Annotated in this window: 21 protein-coding genes; 15 read left to right on the plus strand and 6 right to left on the minus strand. The window is 68.1% G+C overall.

Annotated elements, in window-relative coordinates:
* Window positions 1-93: 93 nt before the first annotated feature.
* The 12 genes from lepB (at window position 94) to NM962_15030 (ending at window position 11,478) form a co-directional block, all read left to right on the plus strand.
* Window positions 94-861 carry a signal peptidase I gene (gene lepB / locus NM962_14975; protein UVO14750.1) on the plus strand — a complete coding sequence of 256 codons (768 nt, stop codon included), beginning with the start codon at window positions 94-96 and terminating at the stop codon, window positions 859-861.
* Between the two features lie 2 nt (window positions 862-863).
* Window positions 864-1,577 carry a ribonuclease HII gene (locus tag NM962_14980; GenBank protein UVO11280.1) on the plus strand — a complete coding sequence of 238 codons (714 nt, stop codon included), beginning with the start codon at window positions 864-866 and terminating at the stop codon, window positions 1,575-1,577.
* The gene (locus NM962_14985) at window positions 1,574-1,879 is read left to right on the plus strand and encodes a DUF2469 domain-containing protein (GenBank protein UVO11281.1); all 306 of its coding nucleotides are present in this window, start codon (window positions 1,574-1,576) and stop codon (window positions 1,877-1,879) included. Before NM962_14980 ends, NM962_14985 begins: the two co-directional genes overlap by 4 nt.
* A gap of 42 nt (window positions 1,880-1,921) precedes the next feature.
* Window positions 1,922-2,587, plus strand: coding sequence for a GNAT family N-acetyltransferase (locus tag NM962_14990; GenBank protein UVO11282.1), 666 nt, complete (start codon window positions 1,922-1,924; stop codon window positions 2,585-2,587).
* A 161-nt stretch (window positions 2,588-2,748) separates the two neighbouring features.
* The gene (gene ctaD / locus NM962_14995; GenBank protein ID UVO11283.1) at window positions 2,749-4,470 is read left to right on the plus strand and encodes a cytochrome c oxidase subunit I; all 1,722 of its coding nucleotides are present in this window, start codon (window positions 2,749-2,751) and stop codon (window positions 4,468-4,470) included.
* Between the two features lie 122 nt (window positions 4,471-4,592).
* Window positions 4,593-4,961, plus strand: coding sequence for a YraN family protein (locus NM962_15000; GenBank protein UVO11284.1), 369 nt, complete (start codon window positions 4,593-4,595; stop codon window positions 4,959-4,961).
* Window positions 4,962-6,473, plus strand: coding sequence for a YifB family Mg chelatase-like AAA ATPase (locus tag NM962_15005; protein ID UVO11285.1), 1,512 nt, complete (start codon window positions 4,962-4,964; stop codon window positions 6,471-6,473).
* A complete protein-coding gene (gene dprA, locus NM962_15010) occupies window positions 6,470-7,609 on the plus strand; it encodes a DNA-processing protein DprA (GenBank protein UVO11286.1) in 1,140 nt (379 codons plus the stop codon). The genes NM962_15005 and dprA overlap by 4 nt, the downstream gene beginning before the upstream one ends.
* 40 nt (window positions 7,610-7,649) lie before the next feature.
* Window positions 7,650-8,507 carry a siderophore-interacting protein gene (locus NM962_15015; protein ID UVO11287.1) on the plus strand — a complete coding sequence of 286 codons (858 nt, stop codon included), beginning with the start codon at window positions 7,650-7,652 and terminating at the stop codon, window positions 8,505-8,507.
* A 4-nt stretch (window positions 8,508-8,511) separates the two neighbouring features.
* A complete protein-coding gene (locus NM962_15020; GenBank protein UVO11288.1) occupies window positions 8,512-9,672 on the plus strand; it encodes an alpha-hydroxy-acid oxidizing protein in 1,161 nt (386 codons plus the stop codon).
* Between the two features lie 34 nt (window positions 9,673-9,706).
* Window positions 9,707-10,606 carry a tyrosine recombinase XerC gene (locus NM962_15025; GenBank protein ID UVO11289.1) on the plus strand — a complete coding sequence of 300 codons (900 nt, stop codon included), beginning with the start codon at window positions 9,707-9,709 and terminating at the stop codon, window positions 10,604-10,606.
* Between the two features lie 2 nt (window positions 10,607-10,608).
* Window positions 10,609-11,478, plus strand: coding sequence for an alpha/beta hydrolase (locus NM962_15030; protein ID UVO11290.1), 870 nt, complete (start codon window positions 10,609-10,611; stop codon window positions 11,476-11,478).
* On the opposite strand, the gene NM962_15035 is transcribed toward NM962_15030, so the two are convergent.
* Window positions 11,432-11,971, minus strand: coding sequence for a M23 family metallopeptidase (locus NM962_15035; protein ID UVO11291.1), 540 nt, complete (start codon window positions 11,969-11,971; stop codon window positions 11,432-11,434). The genes NM962_15030 and NM962_15035 overlap by 47 nt on opposite strands.
* A gap of 292 nt (window positions 11,972-12,263) precedes the next feature.
* Between NM962_15035 and rpsB the strand changes: the two genes are divergently transcribed.
* From rpsB to NM962_15050, 3 genes are all read left to right on the plus strand, one after another.
* Window positions 12,264-13,100 (plus strand): 30S ribosomal protein S2, encoded by an 837-nt coding sequence (gene rpsB, locus NM962_15040; protein ID UVO11292.1) that lies wholly within the window; start codon window positions 12,264-12,266, stop codon window positions 13,098-13,100.
* A gap of 15 nt (window positions 13,101-13,115) precedes the next feature.
* Window positions 13,116-13,931, plus strand: coding sequence for a translation elongation factor Ts (tsf, locus tag NM962_15045; GenBank protein ID UVO11293.1), 816 nt, complete (start codon window positions 13,116-13,118; stop codon window positions 13,929-13,931).
* A gap of 105 nt (window positions 13,932-14,036) precedes the next feature.
* The gene (locus tag NM962_15050; GenBank protein UVO11294.1) at window positions 14,037-15,458 is read left to right on the plus strand and encodes an amidase; all 1,422 of its coding nucleotides are present in this window, start codon (window positions 14,037-14,039) and stop codon (window positions 15,456-15,458) included.
* Window positions 15,459-15,469: 11 nt separating this feature from the next.
* Here the strand turns inward: NM962_15050 and NM962_15055 are convergent, their stop codons facing one another.
* From NM962_15055 to NM962_15075, 5 genes are read right to left on the minus strand one after another with little or no spacing between them, the layout of a single operon-like run.
* A complete protein-coding gene (locus tag NM962_15055) occupies window positions 15,470-15,889 on the minus strand; it encodes a MarR family transcriptional regulator (protein ID UVO11295.1) in 420 nt (139 codons plus the stop codon).
* Between the two features lie 39 nt (window positions 15,890-15,928).
* Entirely contained in the window at window positions 15,929-17,407 is a 1,479-nt protein-coding gene (locus tag NM962_15060) for an NADH-quinone oxidoreductase subunit C (protein UVO11296.1), read from the minus strand.
* Window positions 17,407-18,873 (minus strand): hydrogenase, encoded by a 1,467-nt coding sequence (locus tag NM962_15065; protein ID UVO11297.1) that lies wholly within the window; start codon window positions 18,871-18,873, stop codon window positions 17,407-17,409. Before NM962_15065 ends, NM962_15060 begins: the two co-directional genes overlap by 1 nt.
* Entirely contained in the window at window positions 18,873-19,529 is a 657-nt protein-coding gene (locus NM962_15070; GenBank protein UVO11298.1) for a hypothetical protein, read from the minus strand. The genes NM962_15065 and NM962_15070 overlap by 1 nt, the downstream gene beginning before the upstream one ends.
* Window positions 19,526-20,479, minus strand: coding sequence for an NADH-quinone oxidoreductase subunit H (locus NM962_15075; GenBank protein UVO14751.1), 954 nt, complete (start codon window positions 20,477-20,479; stop codon window positions 19,526-19,528). The genes NM962_15070 and NM962_15075 overlap by 4 nt, the downstream gene beginning before the upstream one ends.
* Window positions 20,480-20,482: the final 3 nt, after the last annotated feature.

Genomic DNA, 20,482 nt, shown 5'->3' on the forward strand with positions numbered 1-20,482 from the left:
CGGTGCCGCTGACGCGGTCATTACCCTGATCTCGTGACCGAAACCACGGGCTCATCACCCGAAAGTTCCCCCGAGTCGGCTGAGGCTGCTGAGGTGCCCGAGGACGGCAAGCACGGCACGCTGCGCGAGTCGGTCGTGCTGATCACGATCGCGCTGGTGTTGTACTACCTGATGCTGACGTTCGTGGCACGTCCGTACCTCATCCCGTCGGAGTCGATGGAGCCGACGTTGCACGGCTGCCACGGCTGCGTCGGCGACCGCATCATGGTGGACAAGGTCACCTACCGCTTCGGCGCACCGCAGCCCGGTGACGTCGTGGTCTTCCGCGGCCCCCCGTCTTGGAACGTCGGCTACAAGTCGATCCGGTCGACCAACACGCCCGTGCGCTGGGTGCAAAACGCTCTCTCGTTCATCGGGTTCGTCCCACCCGACGAGAACGACTTGGTCAAGCGGGTCATCGCGGTGGGCGGTCAGACGGTTCAGTGCCGCAACGACACCGGCCTGACCGTCGACGGCAAGCTGCTCCACGAGCCCTACCTGAACCCGGCCACCCTGATGGTCGACCCGATGGTCTATCCCTGCCTCGGCAACGAGTTCGGTCCGGTGACCGTGCCCGAGGGGCGGCTGTGGGTGATGGGTGACAACCGCACCCATTCGTCGGACTCGCGGGCGCACTGCGACTCGGTGCAGGTCCAACCCGACCTGCAGCGCCGGATCCTGTGCACCGGAGCAGATCTGGACGCCGGCACCGTGCCGGTGGCCAACGTGATCGGCAAGACCAGGTTCATCGCCTGGCCGCCGTCGCGCTGGGGGCCGGTAAAATCGGTAAATCCCCAGAAGATGGCCGAGCAGGGCCCGTAGCGATGCCTCCGGCCTGGCCGCCGCGCACGGTGATTCGTCGTTCACCGGGGCTGCGCACTCTGGAGTCGGCGCTGTACCGCAGCGGGCTCGGCCCGGTCGCCGGTGTCGACGAGGTCGGCCGCGGCGCTTGCGCCGGGCCGCTGGTGGTGGCCGCCTGTGTGCTCGGGCCGGGCAAACCCGCGGCCCTGGCGGCGCTCGACGACTCCAAGAAGCTCACCGAGAAGATCCGCGAGCGGCTGTTCCCGCTGATCTGCCGGTACGCGCTGGCCTACCACGTGGTCTTCATCGAGCCCGCCGACGTTGACGCGCGCGGTGTGCACGTGGCCAACATCGAGGGCATGCGGCGCGCGGTGGCGGGCCTGCCGCTGCGGCCGGGCTATGTGCTCTCCGACGGGTTCCGGGTCCCGGGGCTGCCGATGCCCTCGCTTCCGGTGATCGGCGGCGACGGGGCGGCTGCGTGTATTGCCGCGGCGAGCGTGCTGGCCAAGGTCAGTCGGGACCGCTACATGGCGACCCTGGACGCCGACCACCCCGGCTACGGCTTCGCGGTACACAAGGGCTACTCCACCGCGGCGCACACCGCGGCACTGTCTGCGTTGGGACCGTGCAGCCAGCATCGCTTCTCGTTTATCAACGTGCGCAACGTGGCGATGGCTGCGGCGGCGACTGGGACAATGGGGTCGACGAACCGAGCAGAAGGACGGCTGAGCAGATGAGTGCCGAGGATCTCGAGAAGTACGAAACCGAGATGGAACTCTCGCTGTACCGCGAATACAAGGACATCGTGGGGCAGTTCAGTTACGTGGTGGAGACCGAACGGCGCTTCTACCTGGCCAACAGCGTGGAGATGGTGCCCCGCAACGCCGACGGCGAGGTGTATTTCGAGCTTCGGCTGGCCGATGCCTGGGTGTGGGACATGTACCGGCCGGCCCGATTCGTCAAGCAGGTGCGGGTGGTCACCTTCAAAGACGTCAACATCGAAGAGGTGGAGAAGCCCGAGCTGCGGCTTCCGGAATAAACACCGCAACGGTGCCGCCGGCTTGGGTCTAGGCTGACTCGCATGACCGCTGTCGACCGTGCTGTCTCCCGCCGTGAAATCACCGATGCCCTCCTGAAGGCCATGGAACGCCGCCACGAGGTGCTCGACGTGATCGTCGATTCCAACGACCGCGCATCGGCCGTGCAGGCGATCGCGAACCTGCTGGGCGTCTCGCCGCTGGGCTGCGAAGCGGTGATCGGAATGTCGCTGGATCAGCTCACCAAGGAGTCGCGCGACAAGATCGCCGACGAACTCAACGATTTGAACAACGAGCTGACGTTCACCTTCGGTGACCGGCCGGCCAGTTCCGGCGAGACCCTGGCGCTGCGGGTGTTCTCCGGTGAGCAGGACCGGGACATCTTGGCGGATCGGACCACGGACGTCGGCGCAAGCGCGGACGGCACCGGACGGCCTGCCGGCGATATCGGCGACGAGATCAGCTCGGCGCTGGCACGCGTCGAGGATGAGGACGCGGCCCTGTTCGTCGCCATCGACGGCGGGCAGAAGGTCGGAATGGTCTTCGGCGACCTCAACCACGGTGAGGTCAACGTGCGGATCTGGATTCATCCCGAACACCGCAAGAAGGGCTACGGCACCGCTGCGTTGCGCCGGGCCCGCGCCGAGATGGCGGCCTACTTCCCCGGTGTGCCGTTGATCGTCCGCGCACCGGGTGCGCACGCCGGCTGAACCAGTTCACCGCGCCTGAGCGGTCGGTGAAACGCTAGGGGATCTTTGCCCCTTGGACGCGTGTTAGGCCGGCGTCACTTGGATGCCGGGTTTTCCGCTTGCCCCCGACGGGTATCCCGGCCACACACCTGATCGCTGTCGTGCGTGGTGACGGGAGAGCAATGGTCATCGACGAGGCGGGGGCGGCCCCCACCGAGGTCGTCGCAGCCCGACCGTTCCCGCCGCGCGGTAAGCCCCGCGGCGAGGCGATTGTCGAGTTGCTGGCTACTACCGACCACAAGGTGATCGGCCAGATGTACGTGGTGACGGCCTTCGGCTTCTTCCTGACCGCAGGACTGATGGCATTGCTGATGCGCGCCGAACTGGCTGCACCGGGCCTGCAGTTTCTATCCAATGAGCAGTACAACCAGCTGTTCACCATCCACGGCACGATCATGCTGCTGCTGTACGCCACGCCGATCGCCTTCGGTTTCGCCAACCTGGTCTTGCCACTGCAGATCGGGGCGCCCGATGTCGCCTTCCCGCGCCTCAACGCGCTGTCGTACTGGCTGTTCCTGTTCGGTGGGCTTCTGGTCCTTTCGGGATTCGTCACCCCCGGCGGAGCTGCGGAATTCGGCTGGACCGGCTACACGCCACTTAGTGACAGCGTCCATTCGCCGGGCCCCGGCGCTGACCTGTGGGTCGTGGGGCTCATTGTGTCGGGGCTGGGCACCATCTTGGCCGCAGTCAATATGGTCACCACGGTGGTCTGCTTGCGCGCACCCGGCATGACGATGTTCCGAATGTCGAACTTCACCTGGAACATCGTGGCAACCAGCGTATTGATCTTCTTGGCCTTTCCCGTGCTGACCGCCGCGTTGTTCGGCCTGGCCGCCGAGCGCCACTTGGGCGCCCACGTCTATGACCCGGCCAACGGCGGTCCGATCCTGTGGCAGCACCTGTTCTGGTTCTTCGGTCACCCGGAGGTCTACATCGTGGCGCTGCCGTTTTGGGGCATCATCGGCGAGGTACTGCCCATCTTCAGTCGCAAGCCACTGTTCGGCTACACCACGTTGATCTACGCCTCGTGGGCCATCGTCTTCCTGTCCGCCTCGGTCTGGGCGCACCACATGTTCGCGACCGGGGCAGTGCTGCTGCCCTTCTTCTCGTTGACGTCGTTTCTGATCGCGGTGCCGACCGGCATCAAGTACGTCAATTGGATCGGCACGATGTGGAGAGGGCAGCTGACCTTCGAGACGCCGATGCTGTTCTCGATCGGCTTTCTGGTGACATTCCTGCTTGGCGGCCTGACCGGCGTGATGCTAGCCAGCCCCTCACTGGATTTCCACGTCCACGACACGTACTTCGTGGTGGCCCATTTCCATTACGTATTGTTCGGCACCATCGTGTTCGCCACCTTCGCCGGCATCTATCTGTGGTTTCCGAAGATGACCGGCCGACTGCTCGACGAGCGGCTGGGCAAGCTCCACTTCTGGCTGACGCTGATCGGGTTTCACACCACCTTTCTGGTGCAACATTGGCTCGGGGCAGCCGGGATGCCGCGTCGCTACGCCGACTATCTGCCCACCGACGGCTTCCAACCGCTCAATGTCGTCGCGACGGTCGGCGCATTCATCCTGGGCGCCTCCATGCTGCCGTTCGTGTGGAACGTGTTCCGCAGCTACCGCTATGGCGAGCCGGTCACCGTTGACGACCCGTGGGGCCACGGCAACTCGTTGGAATGGGCCACCAGCTGCCCGCCGCCGCGGCACAACTTCACCGAACTGCCCCGGATCCGCTCCAACCGCCCGGCCTTCGAATTGCACTACCCACATATGGCGGAACGGTTACACGCCGAAGCGCACGTGGGCGAGCGGCGCCGGGTCCGCAGTCGCGGCGAGTGAGCCGGACCGCTCGCGTCTGCAGCTGTGGATGAAGTTCAACTTGGGGATAACTGCCTGCCCGGCAGCTGGTTTCGGACTTGTTTGACTCGACGCTGTCGGTCCCCCGGCCGACCCTGACCGGTATGACAACCATGTCTCGCACGGAGCTGGGGGCGCTCGGAGAACAAGTGGCCGTCGACCATCTGACCGCTCAGGGGTGGGCGATCCTAGCCCGCAACTGGCGCTGTCGATACGGCGAACTGGATGTGATCGCCGCGGCCCCTGTCCCGCGCACCGTGGTGTTCGTCGAGGTGAAGACCCGCAGCGGTGACGGCTTCGGCGGGCTGGCGTACGCGGTGGGACCGGAGAAGGTGCGCAGGCTGCGGCGGCTGGCCGGGGTGTGGCTGGCGGGCCAGCAGTGCCACTGGGATGAGGTCCGTCTCGATGTGATCGGGGTGCGGATCGGGCGCAGCCGAACTCCGGAGATCACCCACTTGCAGGGGGTGGGCTAAATGGCACTGGGCCGGGCGTTCTCGGTCGCTGTGCGCGGCCTCGACGGCTTGATCGTGGAGATCGAATCCGATATCACCTCGGGACTACCCGGGGTGCATCTGGTGGGGCTGCCCGACGCCGCACTCCAAGAGTCGCGGGATCGCGTGCGCGCGGCGATCACGAACAGCGGGCACCGTTGGCCCGCGGCCCGGCTGACCCTGGCACTGTCGCCGGCGACGCTGCCGAAGATGGGCTCCGTCTACGACCTGGCTTTGGCCGCTGCGGTGCTCTCCGCCGACCGCAAAGCGCCGTGGTCGTGGTTGGAGAAGGCGGTGCTGCTCGGGGAACTCGCGCTCGACGGGCGGGTGCGTCCGGTCCACGGGGTACTGCCCGCGGTGTTGGCCGCAAAGAAGGGTGGCTGGGCTGCCGCGGTGGTCCCCGTGGACAACCTCGCCGAAGCCAGTCTGGTGGACGGCATCGACGTTTACGGGGTCGCGACGCTGGGCCAGTTGCACGGCTGGCTGGAGGGGGCCGCACGGCTGCAGGACCGGATCACCACCGTGGCTCCGACGGCCGAGCCGATCGCGGACCTGGCCGAGGTGGTCGGTCAGGCGCAGGCCCGGTTCGCCGTCGAGGTGGCTGCGGCCGGATCCCATCATCTGATGCTGACCGGCCCCCCGGGAATCGGTAAAACCATGCTGGCCCAACGCCTTCCCGGACTGCTGCCGGCACTCACCGAAAGCGAATCGTTGGAGGTCACCGCCATCCACTCGGTCGCGGGCCTGCTGTCGGGCAGCGCACCGCTGATCACCCGGCCGCCCTTCATCGCCCCGCATCACAGCTCGAGTGTCGCGGCGCTGGTCGGCGGCGGGTCCGGAATGGCCCGGCCCGGTGCGGTGAGCCGCGCTCACCGAGGCGTGCTGTTCCTCGACGAGTGTGCCGAGATCCGGGTCAGCGCGCTAGAGGCGCTGCGTACGCCGCTCGAAGACGGGGAGATCCGGCTGGCCCGGCGCGACGGGGTGGCCTGCTACCCGGCCCGCTTCCAACTGGTCATGGCGGCCAACCCATGCCCGTGCGCGCCGGCCGACCCCAGGGACTGCACGTGTAAGTCGATGGAGAAGCGGCGCTACCTGGGCCGGCTTTCCGGCCCGCTGCTGGACCGGGTGGACCTGCGAGTGGAGATGCATCCGGTGCGCGCGGGTGCGTTCTCGGCGGCGGATGGGGAGTCGACTGCCGCGGTGCGCAACCGGGTCGCGCAGGCGCGCGCCGCCGCAGCGCACCGGTGGGCGCCGCACGGGTTCCACACCAATGCCGAGGTCAGCGGGGCGTTGCTGCGCCGCAAGTTTCGGCTCAGTACCGCGGCGATGGCTCCGCTACGCGCTGCGCTGGATCGCGGTCTGCTGTCGGTCCGAGGCGCCAATCGCACCCTGCGGGTCGCGTGGACCCTCAGCGATCTGGCCGGACGGACGTCACCGGGATTGGACGAGGTCTCCGCGGCCTTGAGCTTTCGCCAGGCGGGTTCGGGCCGATGACCGCCACCGGCAGCATCACGAAGCGGGCTTGGGCCTACCTATCCCGGGTTGCCGAGCCGCCGCGCCCGGAGCTGGCCGTGCTGGTCGACTGCGTCGGCCCGATAGAAGCAGCGCAACGGATTCGATGTGGTGCAGTCGGCCCGGAGTTGGCCCGCCACACCGAAGCGCGACGCGAGATGGACATCGCAGCTGATGATCTGGAGATCCTCGACCGCCGCGGAGGCCGCCTGATCACTCCCGACGACGACGAGTGGCCGGTGCTGGCGTTCGCCGGCTTCGGGGGCGCCGACGCCGTGGACAAACCGGGTTGCCGGCCGCCGCTCGTGCTCTGGGCGGTGGGGCCGGCACGCCTCGACGAGATCGCCGAACGGTCCACCGCGATTGTCGGCACCCGCGCAGCAACCGCCTACGGCGAGCTGGTGGCCGCGGATCTGGCCGCCGGATTGGCTGAACGCGACGTCGTGGTGGTCTCCGGCGGCGCCTACGGAATCGACGGCGCGGCGCACCGTGCGGCACTGGCCGCGGACGGCACTACCGTGGCGGTACTGGCCGGGGGCATCGACAACGCCTACCCGGCAGGCCATTCCGCGCTGCTGCATCGCATCGGCGCCAGCGGCCTGCTGGTTACCGAGTATCCGCCCGGGGTACGTCCGGCTCGCTATCGGTTCCTGACCCGCAACCGGCTGGTGGCGGCGCTGGCAGGGGTGACGGTGGTGGTGGAGGCGGGACTGCGCAGCGGAGCGGCCAACACCGCCGCGTGGGCACGGCTGCTGGGCCGGCCGGTGGCGGCGGTCCCCGGTCCGGTCACGAGCGCGTCCTCGGCCGGCTGTCACGTGCTGCTGCGCGGTGGCGCCGAGTTGGTGACCCGAGTCGACGAAGTGATCGAGCTGGCGGGTCGAGTGGGGGAACTGGCAGACGATCCGCCGCGGCCGGCCACACCGCTGGACGGGCTCAGCGCCGCCGAACGCCAGGTCTACGAAGCGCTGCCCGGGCGCGGCGTGGTCACCGTCGATCAGATCGCGGTGGCCTCCGGGCTGGCGCCGGCGCAGGTGTTCGGGCCACTGGCGATGCTGGAGGTCGCCGGCCTGGCGGCGCGGCGCGACGGATGCTGGGGGATAGCTCGCCCGAATCGCTAGCTCGTATAGTCGGCTGGGCAGGGCGAAGAGGGGAGACAGCGTGGCGGGACGACCGGTTCACACCTTCGAAGTTGTCCGTACCGAGCAGGCTTCGGCACACATGATTCGAGTGGTGTTGGGCGGCAAAGGTTTCGACACGTTCAAGCCCAGCGATTTCACCGATTCGTACGTCAAGGTGATCTTTGTGCGCTATGACGTCGATGTCGCGGCGCTCCCGCAGCCGTTGACCCTGGACAGCTTCATAGACCTGCCCGACGAGCAGCGACCAGTGGTCCGCACCCTGACGGTGCGGCGCGCCGATCCGGTCGCCCGGGAGATCGCCATCGATGTCTCCGTGCACGGTGACCACGGCGTTGTCGGCCCGTGGGCGGCCAATGCACAGCCTGGCGATTCGGTCTACTTGATGGGCCCCGCCGGCGCCTACGCGCCGGACCCCGACGCCGACTGGCACCTGCTAGCCGGTGACGAGAGCGCACTGCCGGCGATCGCGGCCGCGCTGGAGGCCCTGCCAGCAGACGCAGTGGGCATGGCTTTCCTCGAAGTCGCCGGGCCCGAGGACGAGATCGCGCTGGGTGCGCCGGACGGGATCGAGCTGAACTGGCTACACCGCGGAGGACGGGCGGACCTGGTAGGGCAGGAGCGGGCCGGGGACAACGCGCCGCTGATCGAGGCGGTCACCACCGCCGCGTGGCCGCCGGGCCAGGTTCAGGTCTTCATCCACGGCGAGGCCCAGGCCGTCATGCACAATCTGCGGCCCTATGTCCGCAAGGAGCGCGGCGTCGACGCCAAGTGGGCGTCGATCTCGGGGTACTGGCGGCGCGGGCGCACCGAAGAGACTTTCCGGCAGTGGAAGAAAGAGCTCGCCGCTAAAGAATCAGCCGAAGAACAGACAGGCTAACGCGATGGCTTTCGGGGATTACCAGTTCGAGATCTACCTGCAGGGCCTGGCCGGCGTGGTACCCGCGCTTCCGATGACCTTCACCGAGTTGGAGGCCAAAGCCGCCGCGGCGCTTTCCCCCTCGGTGTGGTCGTATGTGGCCGGCGGTGCCGGCGACGAGCGCACCCAGCGGGCCAACGTCACCGCCTTCGACGGGTGGGGGCTCATCCCGAGGATGTTCGTCGGCGCCGCCGAGCGCGACTTGTCGATCGAGATGTTCGGACTGCGGCTGCCCTCGCCGGTGTTCATGGCGCCGATCGGCGTTATCGGGATCTGCGCCCAGGACGGACACGGCGACTTGGCCAGCGCCCGGGCTGCGGCGGCCACCGGCGTTCCGATGATGGTGTCCACTCTCACCGCCGACCCGCTCGAGGACGTCGCTGCCGAATTCGGTGACACGCCAGGGTTTTTCCAGCTGTATACGCCCAAAGACCGGGAGCTGGCCGCCAGCCTGGTGCATCGCGCGGAGGCGGCCGGTTACAAGGCGATCGTCGTCACCCTCGACACCTGGGTTCCGGGCTGGCGCCCCCGGGACCTGTCCACGTCGAATTTCCCGCAGCTGCGCGGGCACTGCTTGTCCAACTACTTCTCCGACCCGGTGTTTCGGGCGGGCCTGGCCCAGCCGCCCGAGGAGAATCCGCAGGCCGCCATCCTGTCCTGGATCCAGACCTTCGGTAACCCGCTGACCTGGGATGACCTGCCGTGGCTGCGGTCATTGACCGACCTGCCGTTGATCGTGAAGGGCATCTGTCACCCCGACGACGTGCGGCGTGCCCGGGACGGCGGCATCGACGGCATCTACTGCTCCACGCACGGCGGCCGCCAGGCCAACGGCGGACTGCCGGCCCTGGACTGCCTGCCTGACGTGGTGGCGGCCGCCGACGGGATGCCGGTGCTCTTCGACTCGGGCATCCGCACCGGGGCCGACATCATCAAGGCCCTTGCGTTGGGCGCCACGGCGGTGGGTATCGGGCGGCCGTATGCCTACGGTCTGGCTTTGGGCGGAACCGCTGGGATCGTGCACGTGCTGCGCTCGCTGCTGGCCGAAGCCGACCTCATCATGGCCGTCGACGGCTATCCGTCACGGCTTGATCTCACCCCGGAAACGCTGCGGCGCGTCACCTGAGCGCCCCCGGCCGCCGTCTGAGACCGTGGTCGATGTGGACGCGATTCTCAACGAGTTCGACGAGTACCTCGCTCTGGAGCGGGGCCGTTCCGACCACACCCGGCGCGCCTACCTCGGTGATCTGCGATCGCTGTTCGGGTTCCTCGCCGATCAGGGACACACCGGCATCGAAGGCCTGAGTCTTCCGTTGCTGCGCAGCTGGCTGGCCGCGCAGGCCGGCGCCGGCGCCGCGCGCAGCACCCTGGCGCGCCGCACATCGACGGTCAAGACCTTTACCGCGTGGGCGGCGCGGCGTGGGCTGCTGGCGACGGATCCCGGTGCGCGCCTGCAACTGCCGAAGTCGCGCCGGACGCTGCCGGCGGTGCTGCGCCGCGATCAGGCGCATGACGCGATGATCGCTGCCAAATCCGGTGCGCAGCAGAACGATCCGCTGGCGCTGCGGGACAGACTGATCGCCGAGTTGCTCTACGCCACCGCGGTGCGCGTCAGCGAATTGTGCGGCCTCGACATCGACGACGTCGACAGTTCACGACGGGTGCTGCGGGTGGTGGGCAAGGGCAACAAGCAACGCACGGTGCCGTTCGGGGAGCCCGCAGCCGACGCGCTGCAGGCGTGGCTCACCCGGGGGCGCCCGTCGCTGGCGACGCTGGAGTCCGGTCCGGCGCTGCTGCTCGGCGCCCGCGGCGGGCGCCTGGACCCGCGTCAGGCCCGCACCGTGGTGCACCAGACCGTCGCCGCGGTCGGGGGCGCACCGGATATGGGGCCGCACGGGCTGCGCCACACCGCGGCCACGCATCTGTTGGAGGGTGGGGCAGACCTGCGGATCGTGCAGGAGTTGCTCGGTCATTCCAGCCTGGCTACCACGCAGCTCTACACCCATGTCACCGTCGCCCGGTTGCGTGCCGTGCACGATCAAGCCCACCCGCGGGCGTGACCGTGCGGTCAACTCTCGAACTGCCGTCGGGAACGGTCTCCTACCTCGACTTTGGTCCCGACAGTCCGGCTTTCTCAGCGGCCGGGACCGTGGTGCTGCTGCACGGCGGCGGCACGGACAGCGCCGCATTGTCCTGGGGAGAGGTCGGACCACGCCTGGCCGCGGAAGGTTTCCGCGTCATCGCCCCTGATCATCCCGGATGCGGTGAGAGCCCGCTGCCCACCTGGCGGGTGACCCAGCAGCGGCTGGTCGCCTATGTGGGGGAGTTCATCGACGCGCTCGGACTGGATCACTACGCCATCGGTGGGTTGTCGCTGGGCGGGGCACTGACCATCGGGCACGTGCTGGACCGGCCCGAACGGGTTACCGGGGCACTGCTGTTGGACAGTTACGGGCTGATGTCACGGCTGGCCGGCGGCCGACACCTACTGGCGTGGGCGATGCAGCGCACCGGTGTGCTGGATCTCGCCACCCGCTGGATGGCCACGAACCGCACCGCACTGACGTGGAGCCTCAAATCGCTGATCCGTGATCCAGCTCAACGCAACCCGGAGCTGATCGCGGAGATCATCTCCGCCGCACGGCACCCCGGGTTCGCCGCCTTCGAACAATGGCAGCACGACGAGATGCTGTGGAACCGGCTGAAGACCGACTACACCGCGCAGCTGGCGTCGTTCCCGTCTCCGGCGCTGATTATCCACGGTGACCGGGATGCCGGCGTGCCTATCGCTCGCGCGCGAGCGGCCGCCGCACTGATCCCGCACGCGGAGCTGAAAGTCGTTGCCGGTGCTGGACATTGGGTCCAGCGGGATCAGCCTGACATCGTCATCGCCGCCATGCTGGACTTCCTGCGTCGACTGCCTTCGCGGTAGCCGCGGCCCCGCCGGTCACCGGCTTGAGCCGGATCGGCGTCGAGGCAAGCAACCCCAACGGATCGAGGTAGTCGGCGCGCGACGCCGGGCCCCACATCGCGCCCCAGTGCAGGCAAGCCGCGCAGCCCGGATGGCCGGGCTCCAAGGCGCCGATCACCGATCCCGCGGCCACCAGCTGACCGATGCGGACTGCCGCCGACACCGGCTGGTAGCTGGTGCGCAGCCCGCCGGGGTGTGCCAGTGACACCACCGGCTGTCCCCCCGAACGTCCGGCGAACACCACCGTGCCTGCACCGGCGGCATACACCGGCTGTCCCCGTTCCCCGGCCAGGTCCACGCCCCGGTGGCCGCGCTGCCAATCCGGGCGTGGGGCGTCGAATGGCCGCACCACCGCCGGGCGTGGCCGCAACGGCCAATCCAGCCGAACCGTGTCGCCATGCGCCGGCGCGGCCAGCAGAAGGCTTCCGACCAGCAACAACGCCACGCATCGCATCCGTCCAGTTCACCTCGGCGGCCCCGCATCGGGCCAGTCACCGCTGTGGACAAAGCACCCGGTTCATGGGGCGGTTCCAGCTTCGCCTCTCCTTCGTCGAGGCTCGCTAAACCACCCGTTCGGAGCGTGTAAACTCATTTGCGCAGTTCGCTTATGCGGGCTGACTTCGCGTGTCTGCGCCACAACGCAGATGTCGGGTGGTCCCCAACAGGGGTCCGGCATTTCAGCAGGCACCAGGGCCCGGCCTCACCCGACGCCGGGCGACAACCGACAAAAAAGGAACCATGGACTCATGGCTGTCGTAACCATGAAACAGCTGCTGGACAGCGGCGCCCACTTCGGGCATCAGACCCGTCGTTGGAATCCCAAGATGAAGCGGTTCATCTTCACCGACCGCAATGGCATCTACATCATCGACTTGCAGCAGACGCTGACGTTCATCGACAAGGCGTACGAGTTCGTGAAGGAGACCGTCGCACACGGCGGGTCCATCATGTTCGTCGGCACCAAGAAGCAGGCGCAGGAGTCGGTCGCGGCCGAGGCCACCCGGGTCGGGATGCCGTACGTCAACCAGCGCTGGCTGGGCGGCATGCTCACCAACTTCTCCACCGTGCACAAGCGTCTGCAGCGCCTCAAGGAACTCGAGGCCATGGAGCAGACCGGTGGCTTCGAGGGGCGCACCAAGAAGGAAATCTTGATGCTGACCCGCGAGAAGAACAAGCTGGAGCGCAGCCTCGGCGGTATCCGCGACATGGCCAAAGTGCCGTCGGCCGTCTGGGTCGTCGACACCAACAAGGAGCACATCGCCGTCGGCGAGGCCCGCAAGCTGGGCATCCCGGTCATCGCGATCCTGGACACCAACTGCGACCCCGACCTGGTGGACTACCCGATCCCGGGTAACGACGACGCCATCCGCTCGGCCGCTCTGCTGACCAAGGTCATCGCCTCCGCGGTGGCTGAGGGGCTGCAGGCTCGGGCAGGTCAGGGCAACGGCGAGGGCAAGGCTGCGGCCGAAGCGGTTGAGCCGCTGGCCGAGTGGGAGCAGGAGTTGCTGGCGGGCGCCACCACCGCGGCACCCGACGCCGACGCCGCAGCTGCCGGCGCCGAAACCACCACCGACGCATCGTAGGAAAGGCACACAACAGTGGGGAACTACACCGCTGCCGACGTCAAGCGGCTTCGGGAGCTCACCGGCTCAGGCATGATGGACTGCAAGAATGCGCTGGCCGAGAGTGACGGCGACTTCGACAAGGCCGTCGAGGTGCTGCGCATCAAGGGCGCCAAGGACGTCGGCAAGCGTGCCGAGCGTGCTACCGCCGAAGGTCTGGTCGCGGCCAAGGGCGGCGCCCTGATCGAGATCAACTCCGAGACCGACTTCGTCGCCAAGAACGACGAGTTCAAGGCTCTGGCCGACGAGGTCGTCACCGCCGCTGCGGCGGCCAAGACCTCCGACGTCGAGGAGCTCAAGAGCGCCAAGATGGGCGACCGCACCGTCGGTGAGGCCATCGAGGCGCTGTCGGCCAAGATCGGCGAGAAGCTCGAACTGCGCCGGGTCGCCTACTTCGACGGCACCGTGGAGACTTACCTGCACAAGCGGGCCTCCGACCTGCCGCCGGCCGTGGGTGTGCTGGTGGAGTACAGCGGTGACGGTGCCGAGGCGGCGCACGCCGTCGCGCTGCAGATCGCCGCGCTCAAGGCCAAGTACCTGACCCGCGACGACGTTCCCGCCGACTTGGTGGCTAACGAGCGCCGCATCGCCGAAGAGACGGCCAAGGAGGAGGGCAAGCCCGAGGCTGCCCTGCCCAAGATCGTCGAGGGCCGGGTCACCGGCTTCTTCAAGGATGTCGTCCTGCTCGACCAGTCGTCGGTGTCGGACTCGAAGAAGACCGTCAAGGCACTGCTGGACGAGGCCGGCGTGACCGTGACCCGCTTCGTGCGGTTCGAGGTCGGACAGGTTTAGCCCGCTTCATACGAAAATCACCGCCAGCGCCCGTCAACCGGGACTGGCGGTGATTTTCGTTTGGGCGTGACGGACCCGCCTGGCCCGTCGGATAGGGTCACCGGCATGCAACATGTGCACGCCTTCGGCGACGACGCGCTCGGTGACTCCGACACGGTCGGATTGGTTGAGCGACTCCGTTCCGGTGAGGTGTCCGCCGCCGAGCTCGTCGACGCCGCGATCGCGCGAGCCGAGGCGGTCAATCCGCAGTTGAATGGCCTGGCTTACCGAGCGTTTGACCGCGCACGCGACACCGCCCGGCAGGGTGCGCCTGCCGGGCCCTCGGGATTCTTTCAGGGCGTCCCGACGTTTATCAAGGACAACGTCGACGTCGCCGGGATGCCGACCATGCAGGGCACCGACGCCTGGCAGCCCCACCCAGCCGCGGTCGACGGCGACTTCGCCAAGCTCTACCTGAACACCGGGCTCATTCCCCTGGGCAAGACCCAGCTCAGCGAGTTCGGGTTCAGCGCCTCCGCCGAGCATCCGCGCATCGGTGCGGTACGCAACCCGTGGAACACCGACTACAGCGCCGGGGCGTCGTCGTCGGGATCGGCGGCGTTCGTTGCCGCCGGGGTGGTGCCGATCGCGCACGCCAACGACGGTGGCGGCTCCATCCGTATTCCCGCGGCCTGCAACGGATTGGTCGGGCTCAAGCCGTCGCGGGGCCGGCTGCCGTTGGACAAGGACGTGCGTGCCATGCCGGTGCGGATCGTCTTCAACGGGGTAGTGACCCGCTCAGTGCGTGACACCGCCGCCTTCTACGCTGACGCGGAACGGATCTCGCGCAACACCAAGCTTCCGCCGGTCGGCCACATCCGGGGACCGGGCGCCCAGCGCCTCAAGATCGCGGTGATCACGGAATCGGTGTCCCGCCCGACCTCCCCGGAGATGCGTGAACTGACCTTGAAGACGGCGGCGCTGCTCGAGGAGCTCGGCCACCACGTTGACTACCTGGACCGTCCGCCGGTGCCCACGCACTTCCCCGACGACTTCCTGCTCTACTGGGCGTTTTTGGCTACCGCGCTGGTGCGCGGTGGGCGCCGGATGTTCGGCCCCAGTTTCGACCGCAGCAGGCTGGACAACCTGACGCTGGGGTTGGATCGTTATGCCGTCCGCCATCTGTACCGACTGCCGGTGGCGATTACCCGGCTGGCGACGCTGCGCCGGCACACCGCGCGGATGTACCGCGACTACGACGTGGCGCTCACCCCGACGCTGGCACACGAGACACCGCAGATCGGCCACCTGGACCCGACGGCCGACTATGAACAGGTCATCGAGCGGCTGATGGACTGGGTGTCATTCACCCCGCTGCAGAACGCCACCGGCGAACCGGCGATCTCGCTGCCGCTGGCCGAATCCGCGGCCGGATTGCCGGTGGGCATGATGTTCAGTGCCCCCATTGGGCGCGACGCCCGGCTGCTGGAGTTGGCCTATGAGCTAGAGGCGGCGAAGCCCTGGCCCACGATCGCTGCCCGGGCCTGAGCGCCCAGTAGTCACTCCGCGCCGATTCGCTCCAACATCTGGCGCAACCGGTGCTGCTCGGCTGGGCTCAGCGCAGCCAGCACGCGACCGTCGGCGACGCGTACGGCATCTTCGGCCTGCTTCAGCAGATCCCGACCGGCCTCGGTCAAGTTCGCCGGCAATGCACGCCCGGACGGCACCGACTCCGGGCGGCTGACCGCGCCGCGGTTCTCCAACCGGTGCAGCACGGTGTTCATGGCCTGTGGGGTGACGCCGGTGTGGCGGGCCAGTTCGGCGCTGGACAGCCCGGGACGCAACGACAACGCCCGCATGCAGACGAATTCAGGCAACGCCAGCCCCAGCGGCCCGAGTACCGCGGTCACCTGGGGGCGCAGCGCCGAGCTGACCCGGTAGAGCAGGTAGCCCAGCGGAGCAACGTCCACGTCATCCATATCAAATATCCTGACATACAGGGTCTCTGCGCTGAGCCGCTATAGATCGTTTCCCGCGTAGGACAGATTGAAGCTTTTGTTCGTCAACGGAAAGTCCGGGACAATGGTGTCGGTCATCGACACCGGCAGCGCCGGCCAGTTGAACCAGGACGGGTCCACCACCTTCGCGCGGCCGATGACGCCGTCGGCTCCGATCTCCACCCGGTGCACGATGCTGCCGCGCCAGCCCTCGACGATGCCGATCCCGCTACGCGGACCCGTCGCCGCCGGAACGGACGCTCGGATCTCGAGCGGGCCTTCGTGATTGTCGATCAGGTTGCGGCACAGGGCCACTGAGGCAGCGAACTCATCGCGGCGGACAGTGTAGCGGGCCAGTACATCCCCGGCGCTCGCCGTCACCGCGGTCACCGGGAGTTCGGTGGTCGGATGGTCGAGGCGGGCGTCGGTGACAATCCCGCTGGCCCGAGCCACGTAGCCCAGGGCACCCATTGCGACGGCGTCGTCGCGGTGCAATATCGAGGTACCGGCGAACCGGTCGTAGATCACCGAGTTGCCCAACGTCAGCTCGGCGATCTCGGCGATATCATCCGCCAGCTCTTGTAGCCGGTCCGGTTCCGGAAGTGCTTGCAGCACGACACCTCCGGGGCTGATCGCGCCGCGCAAAAGCCGGTGTCCGGTCACTTGCGCGTTGATGCGCAGCACAAGTTCGCGGACCCGCTGGGCGTGTGCATTGGCCAGGCCGAAGCCCACATCGTTGGCCAGGGCGCCCAGATCGGCGGCGTGGTTGTAGAGGCGCTCGAGCTCGACGAGCAATGCGCGCAGCCGGTGCACCGGATCGGGCAGCTCGACACCGAGAGCGTCCTCGACGGCCAGGCTGTGCGCGAGCGCGTGACCGGCAGACGTGTCACCACTGATCCGTTCGGCCAGGTCCACCGCCGTGAGGGCGGGCCGGCCTTGAAAGAGTCGCTCGATCCCGCGGTGGACGAACCACAGTCGCGCCTTGAGTCGCAACACCGATTCGCCGACCACCGAGAACCGGAAGTGACCCGGCTCGATCAGACCGGCGTGTACCGGGCCGACGGGGATCTCGTAGACCCCGGCGCCGTCCACGTTCAGGAAGGGAAAGTGGTCCGACGCAACGAAGTCGCCGGGCGGCCCGGCATCGTTGCGCATCGGATGCCAACCCTCGGGCCAATGCGCGTGCCGTACCAGGCGGCGCGGCTGCGGATGACCGATCGGGGTGATCCCGTACAGATCGAGCATCTCGCGCTCGAATCGGCCGGCCTGAAAGGACAGCCGGGCCAGCGACGGGATCGCCGGGGTATCCGCCGGAACGGTCAGGATCAGCTCCCTGCGGCGGTCCGGGCTGCCGGCGAGGAACAGGTACACCACCCGCAGGGTGTCGCCGTCATCGTGGGCGGCCATCAGGGCCAGCCGGAACCCGTCGGTCAGCAGTGCCGTGGCCGTGTCGATCAACTCATCGCCGGTGACCGGCTGCGTGCTGGTGATCGGCTTCATCAGCGGACTCCGAGTTGGCTTGCGGCGGTTGTGAACAAGTCGGTCAGCGGGCCGGCGGTCACTCCTAGGGCGAGTGAGAGCAGCACCCCGGCCACCAATGCGCCCGCAACCGTCACCGGTACCCGGATCGCCGGGCTGCCGGCGTCCGGAGTGCCCAGCAGCAGCCGGCCGGAGTTGCGCAGCAGCGCGGCGAACGCCACCACCAGCGCCACCAGTGCCAGACCGAGGGCCCACGCCAGGCGGGCGTCGGCCAGCGAGATCGCGATGGCCACCTCGCTGGCGAACATCGCGAACGGCGGCAAACCGAGCAGCACCAGCATCCCGGCAGCGAATGTGCCGCCCACCAACCGTGACCTGCCGAACACCGCGGTGATCTCGCCGATCGCGGTGGTGCCGTGGGCGGCTTGCAGCTGCCCGCCGGCCAGGAACAGCACCGTCTTGCCGACACCGTGAGCCAGCACGTGCAGCAGCAGCGCGGTGATCGCCAGCTGGGTGCCTGCCGCCGCGGCGACGGCGATCAAGCCCATCGTCTCCATCGACGAATAGGCCAGCATCCGTTTGAGATCGGTCGTGATCGTGAGCAGCAGCGCAGCGATCAGCAACGTCACCAAACCGGCGGCCAGCAGTGCGGTGCGCAGGAACGCCGGGCCCACCGCGGCATCGATGATCGGCTTGAGCCGGATCAGCACCGAGAACGCGACGGAGAGCAGCACCCCGCTCATCAACGCCGAAACAGGAGCCGGGGCCTGGCTGTGCGCATCGGCGAGCCAGGTGTGAAATGGCGCCAGGCCCATCTTGGCTCCGTAGCCGATCAACAGCAGTGCGCCCGCCAATCGGGTCACCGCCGGGTCGAGCCCGCTGGCGTGGGCCGCGAGCACGTCGAGGTCCAGCGCGTCCTCGCCGGCCGCCCCGGCATGCAGCGCGGCGAAATGCAGCAACACGGTGCCCAGGAATGCGATCGTGATGCCCACCGAACACACCATGACGTATTTCCAGGTGGCCTCCAGTGCGGCCCGGCTGCGGCGGTGACCGACCAGAAACGCGGTGACGATCGTGGTGGCCTCCACCGCGATCCACACCACGCCGATGTTGTTGGCCGACACCGCAAGAGCCATCGCGGCCAAGAACGCCGGAGTCAGGATGCCGTACAACCGCGCGCCACGATCATCGGTGTGCCCACCAGCCAATTCGGCGTCGACGTAGCCGATGCTCGCCCAGGTGGCCAGGCTGCCGACGACACCGATGACGATCAGCATCGTCACCGACAGGGCGTCGGCCCGCAGCAGGCCATTCAGCACCAGATAGGCCCCGTCGCCGACCCGTACGGCAAGGGCGACACCGCATCCGAGGATGGTCAGCGCCGATATCACCGTGACGGCGGCGCTGAACGGGCGCCAGCCGAGCGCCACCGAGCACAGTGCGGCCAGTACCGGTGCCAGCAGCGGAAGCGCAATCAGAAGTGTCATCAGTCGCGTAGCTCCCGCAACAGATCCAAGTCCACCCCGCCAAAGGCGTTGCGCAGCTGTCCGGTCAGCACGCCGAGCACGATCAGCACGAACAGCACATCCAGCGAGGCGCCGAGCTCGACGATCAGCGGGACGCCGGCGGTCAGCAGGAACGCGGTCGCAGCGATTCCGTTGTCCAGCATCAGCAGCCCGACCGTCTGAGAGATGGCGTGGCGGCGGGTCGCCATGATGAACAGTGCGATCAGCACCGTCGCGATGGCCGCCGGGGCGGCGTTGGTCGAGGTACTGGGCGCCAGCGCGACCACCGGTTGGGTGATGGTGAACGCCGCGATCACCAGTGCGGTGACCATCAGCAGTGAAACGGTCGTGCTGACCAGGGGAGCGGACTCACGGCGTTCTTGACGTTCGGCGCCTAACGCTCGGTGTAGCAGCCACGGCAGCAGTACCGCACGTACTGCCAGCACGCCGAGGCCTACCAGGAGCAGGGCTCGATCATGCTCGTGCACACCGCGAATCATCGGGATGGCGGCCAGCGCTACGCCTTGGGCGACGAGCAACCGGCGCACCACCACCGACAGGTCACGGTGCCAGACGGACAGCACCGCGGCCAGCAGCACGCCGCCGGCAGCCAGATCCAGCATGTTGACGTAGGTCATCCGCCTGCCCCCGAGAAGAAGTTCGCCGCCGTCACGGCCAGCAACGCCAGCAGGAAGGACCCAGCGAGTAGTTCAGGCACCCGAAAAAGGCGCAGCTTGGCGAGGAAGACCTCCACGGCGGCCATGACTGCGGCCAACACGGCCACTTTGAGCGCAATCGCGCCGGCCCCGACGACCAGGTCGAGCGCACCGGGGTCCGCGCCCGCGATGCCCCACGGAAAGAACAGGTTTGCCAGCAGCGCCAGCAACACCGTCAGCCGCATACCGCTGGCCCATTCGACCATGGCCAGCTTGGGGCCGGCATATTCGAGCACCATGGCCTCGTGCACCATGGTCAGCTCCAGGTGGGTGGACGGGTTGTCCACCGGCAGCCGGCCGGTCTCGGCGACGATCACGATGACCAGCGCGACGAACGCCAGCGCGCTCGCCAGCGAGATCACTTGGCCGGGATGCGCGCTGGCATTGCCGACGATGGCGCCCAGGTTGGCCGAGTTCGCCGGGATCGAGCACGCGAACACCGCCACCAGGATGGTCGGTTCCACCAGCGCCGCGATGGTGATCTCGCGGCTGGCGCCCATGCCGCCGAAGGCCGTCGCGGTGTCGATGCCGGCCAGGGTCAGGGCCACTGTGCCCAGGAACAGCAGGCCCACCACGGTGATCAGGTCGGCGATCGGGTCCAGCGGCGAGCCGGTCGCCACCAGGGGTGCGGTGGCGACGATGACCAGCGTGGTGGCGGCCAACGCGGCGGGCGCCGCGGCGAACACCCAGGTGGTGCCGAGCGGCTTGAGGTTCTGCTTGCCCAGCAGTTTGCGGATGTCGCGCCACGGTTGCCAGATCCCGGCCCCGGTGCGGCCCTCGGCGCGGGCTCGGACCTGGCGCATCAGGCCGATGACCAGTGGGGCGCCTGCGATGACGCCGGCGACCTGCACAAAGCCCGCCAGGTATGTCAGTGC

The organism is Mycobacterium sp. SVM_VP21 (assembly GCA_024758765.1).
GTDB lineage: Bacteria > Actinomycetota > Actinomycetes > Mycobacteriales > Mycobacteriaceae > Mycobacterium > Mycobacterium heraklionense_C.

Excerpts from the sequence above, each read along its gene's own strand:
- NM962_14980 (UVO11280.1), top strand. The coding sequence starts at position 864 with ATGCCTCCGGCCTGGCCGCCGCGCACGGTGATTCGTCGTTCACCGGGG.
- NM962_14985 (UVO11281.1), top strand. The coding sequence starts at position 1,574 with ATGAGTGCCGAGGATCTCGAGAAGTACGAAACCGAGATGGAACTCTCG.
- NM962_14990 (UVO11282.1), top strand. The coding sequence starts at position 1,922 with ATGACCGCTGTCGACCGTGCTGTCTCCCGCCGTGAAATCACCGATGCC.
- ctaD (UVO11283.1), top strand. The coding sequence starts at position 2,749 with ATGGTCATCGACGAGGCGGGGGCGGCCCCCACCGAGGTCGTCGCAGCC.
- NM962_15000 (UVO11284.1), top strand. The coding sequence starts at position 4,593 with ATGACAACCATGTCTCGCACGGAGCTGGGGGCGCTCGGAGAACAAGTG.
- NM962_15005 (UVO11285.1), top strand. The coding sequence starts at position 4,962 with ATGGCACTGGGCCGGGCGTTCTCGGTCGCTGTGCGCGGCCTCGACGGC.
- dprA (UVO11286.1), top strand. The coding sequence starts at position 6,470 with ATGACCGCCACCGGCAGCATCACGAAGCGGGCTTGGGCCTACCTATCC.
- NM962_15020 (UVO11288.1), top strand. The coding sequence starts at position 8,512 with ATGGCTTTCGGGGATTACCAGTTCGAGATCTACCTGCAGGGCCTGGCC.
- NM962_15035 (UVO11291.1), bottom strand. The coding sequence starts at position 11,971 with ATGCGATGCGTGGCGTTGTTGCTGGTCGGAAGCCTTCTGCTGGCCGCG.
- rpsB (UVO11292.1), top strand. The coding sequence starts at position 12,264 with ATGGCTGTCGTAACCATGAAACAGCTGCTGGACAGCGGCGCCCACTTC.
- NM962_15050 (UVO11294.1), top strand. The coding sequence starts at position 14,037 with ATGCAACATGTGCACGCCTTCGGCGACGACGCGCTCGGTGACTCCGAC.
- NM962_15055 (UVO11295.1), bottom strand. The coding sequence starts at position 15,889 with ATGGATGACGTGGACGTTGCTCCGCTGGGCTACCTGCTCTACCGGGTC.
- NM962_15060 (UVO11296.1), bottom strand. The coding sequence starts at position 17,407 with ATGAAGCCGATCACCAGCACGCAGCCGGTCACCGGCGATGAGTTGATC.
- NM962_15065 (UVO11297.1), bottom strand. The coding sequence starts at position 18,873 with ATGACACTTCTGATTGCGCTTCCGCTGCTGGCACCGGTACTGGCCGCA.
- NM962_15070 (UVO11298.1), bottom strand. The coding sequence starts at position 19,529 with ATGACCTACGTCAACATGCTGGATCTGGCTGCCGGCGGCGTGCTGCTG.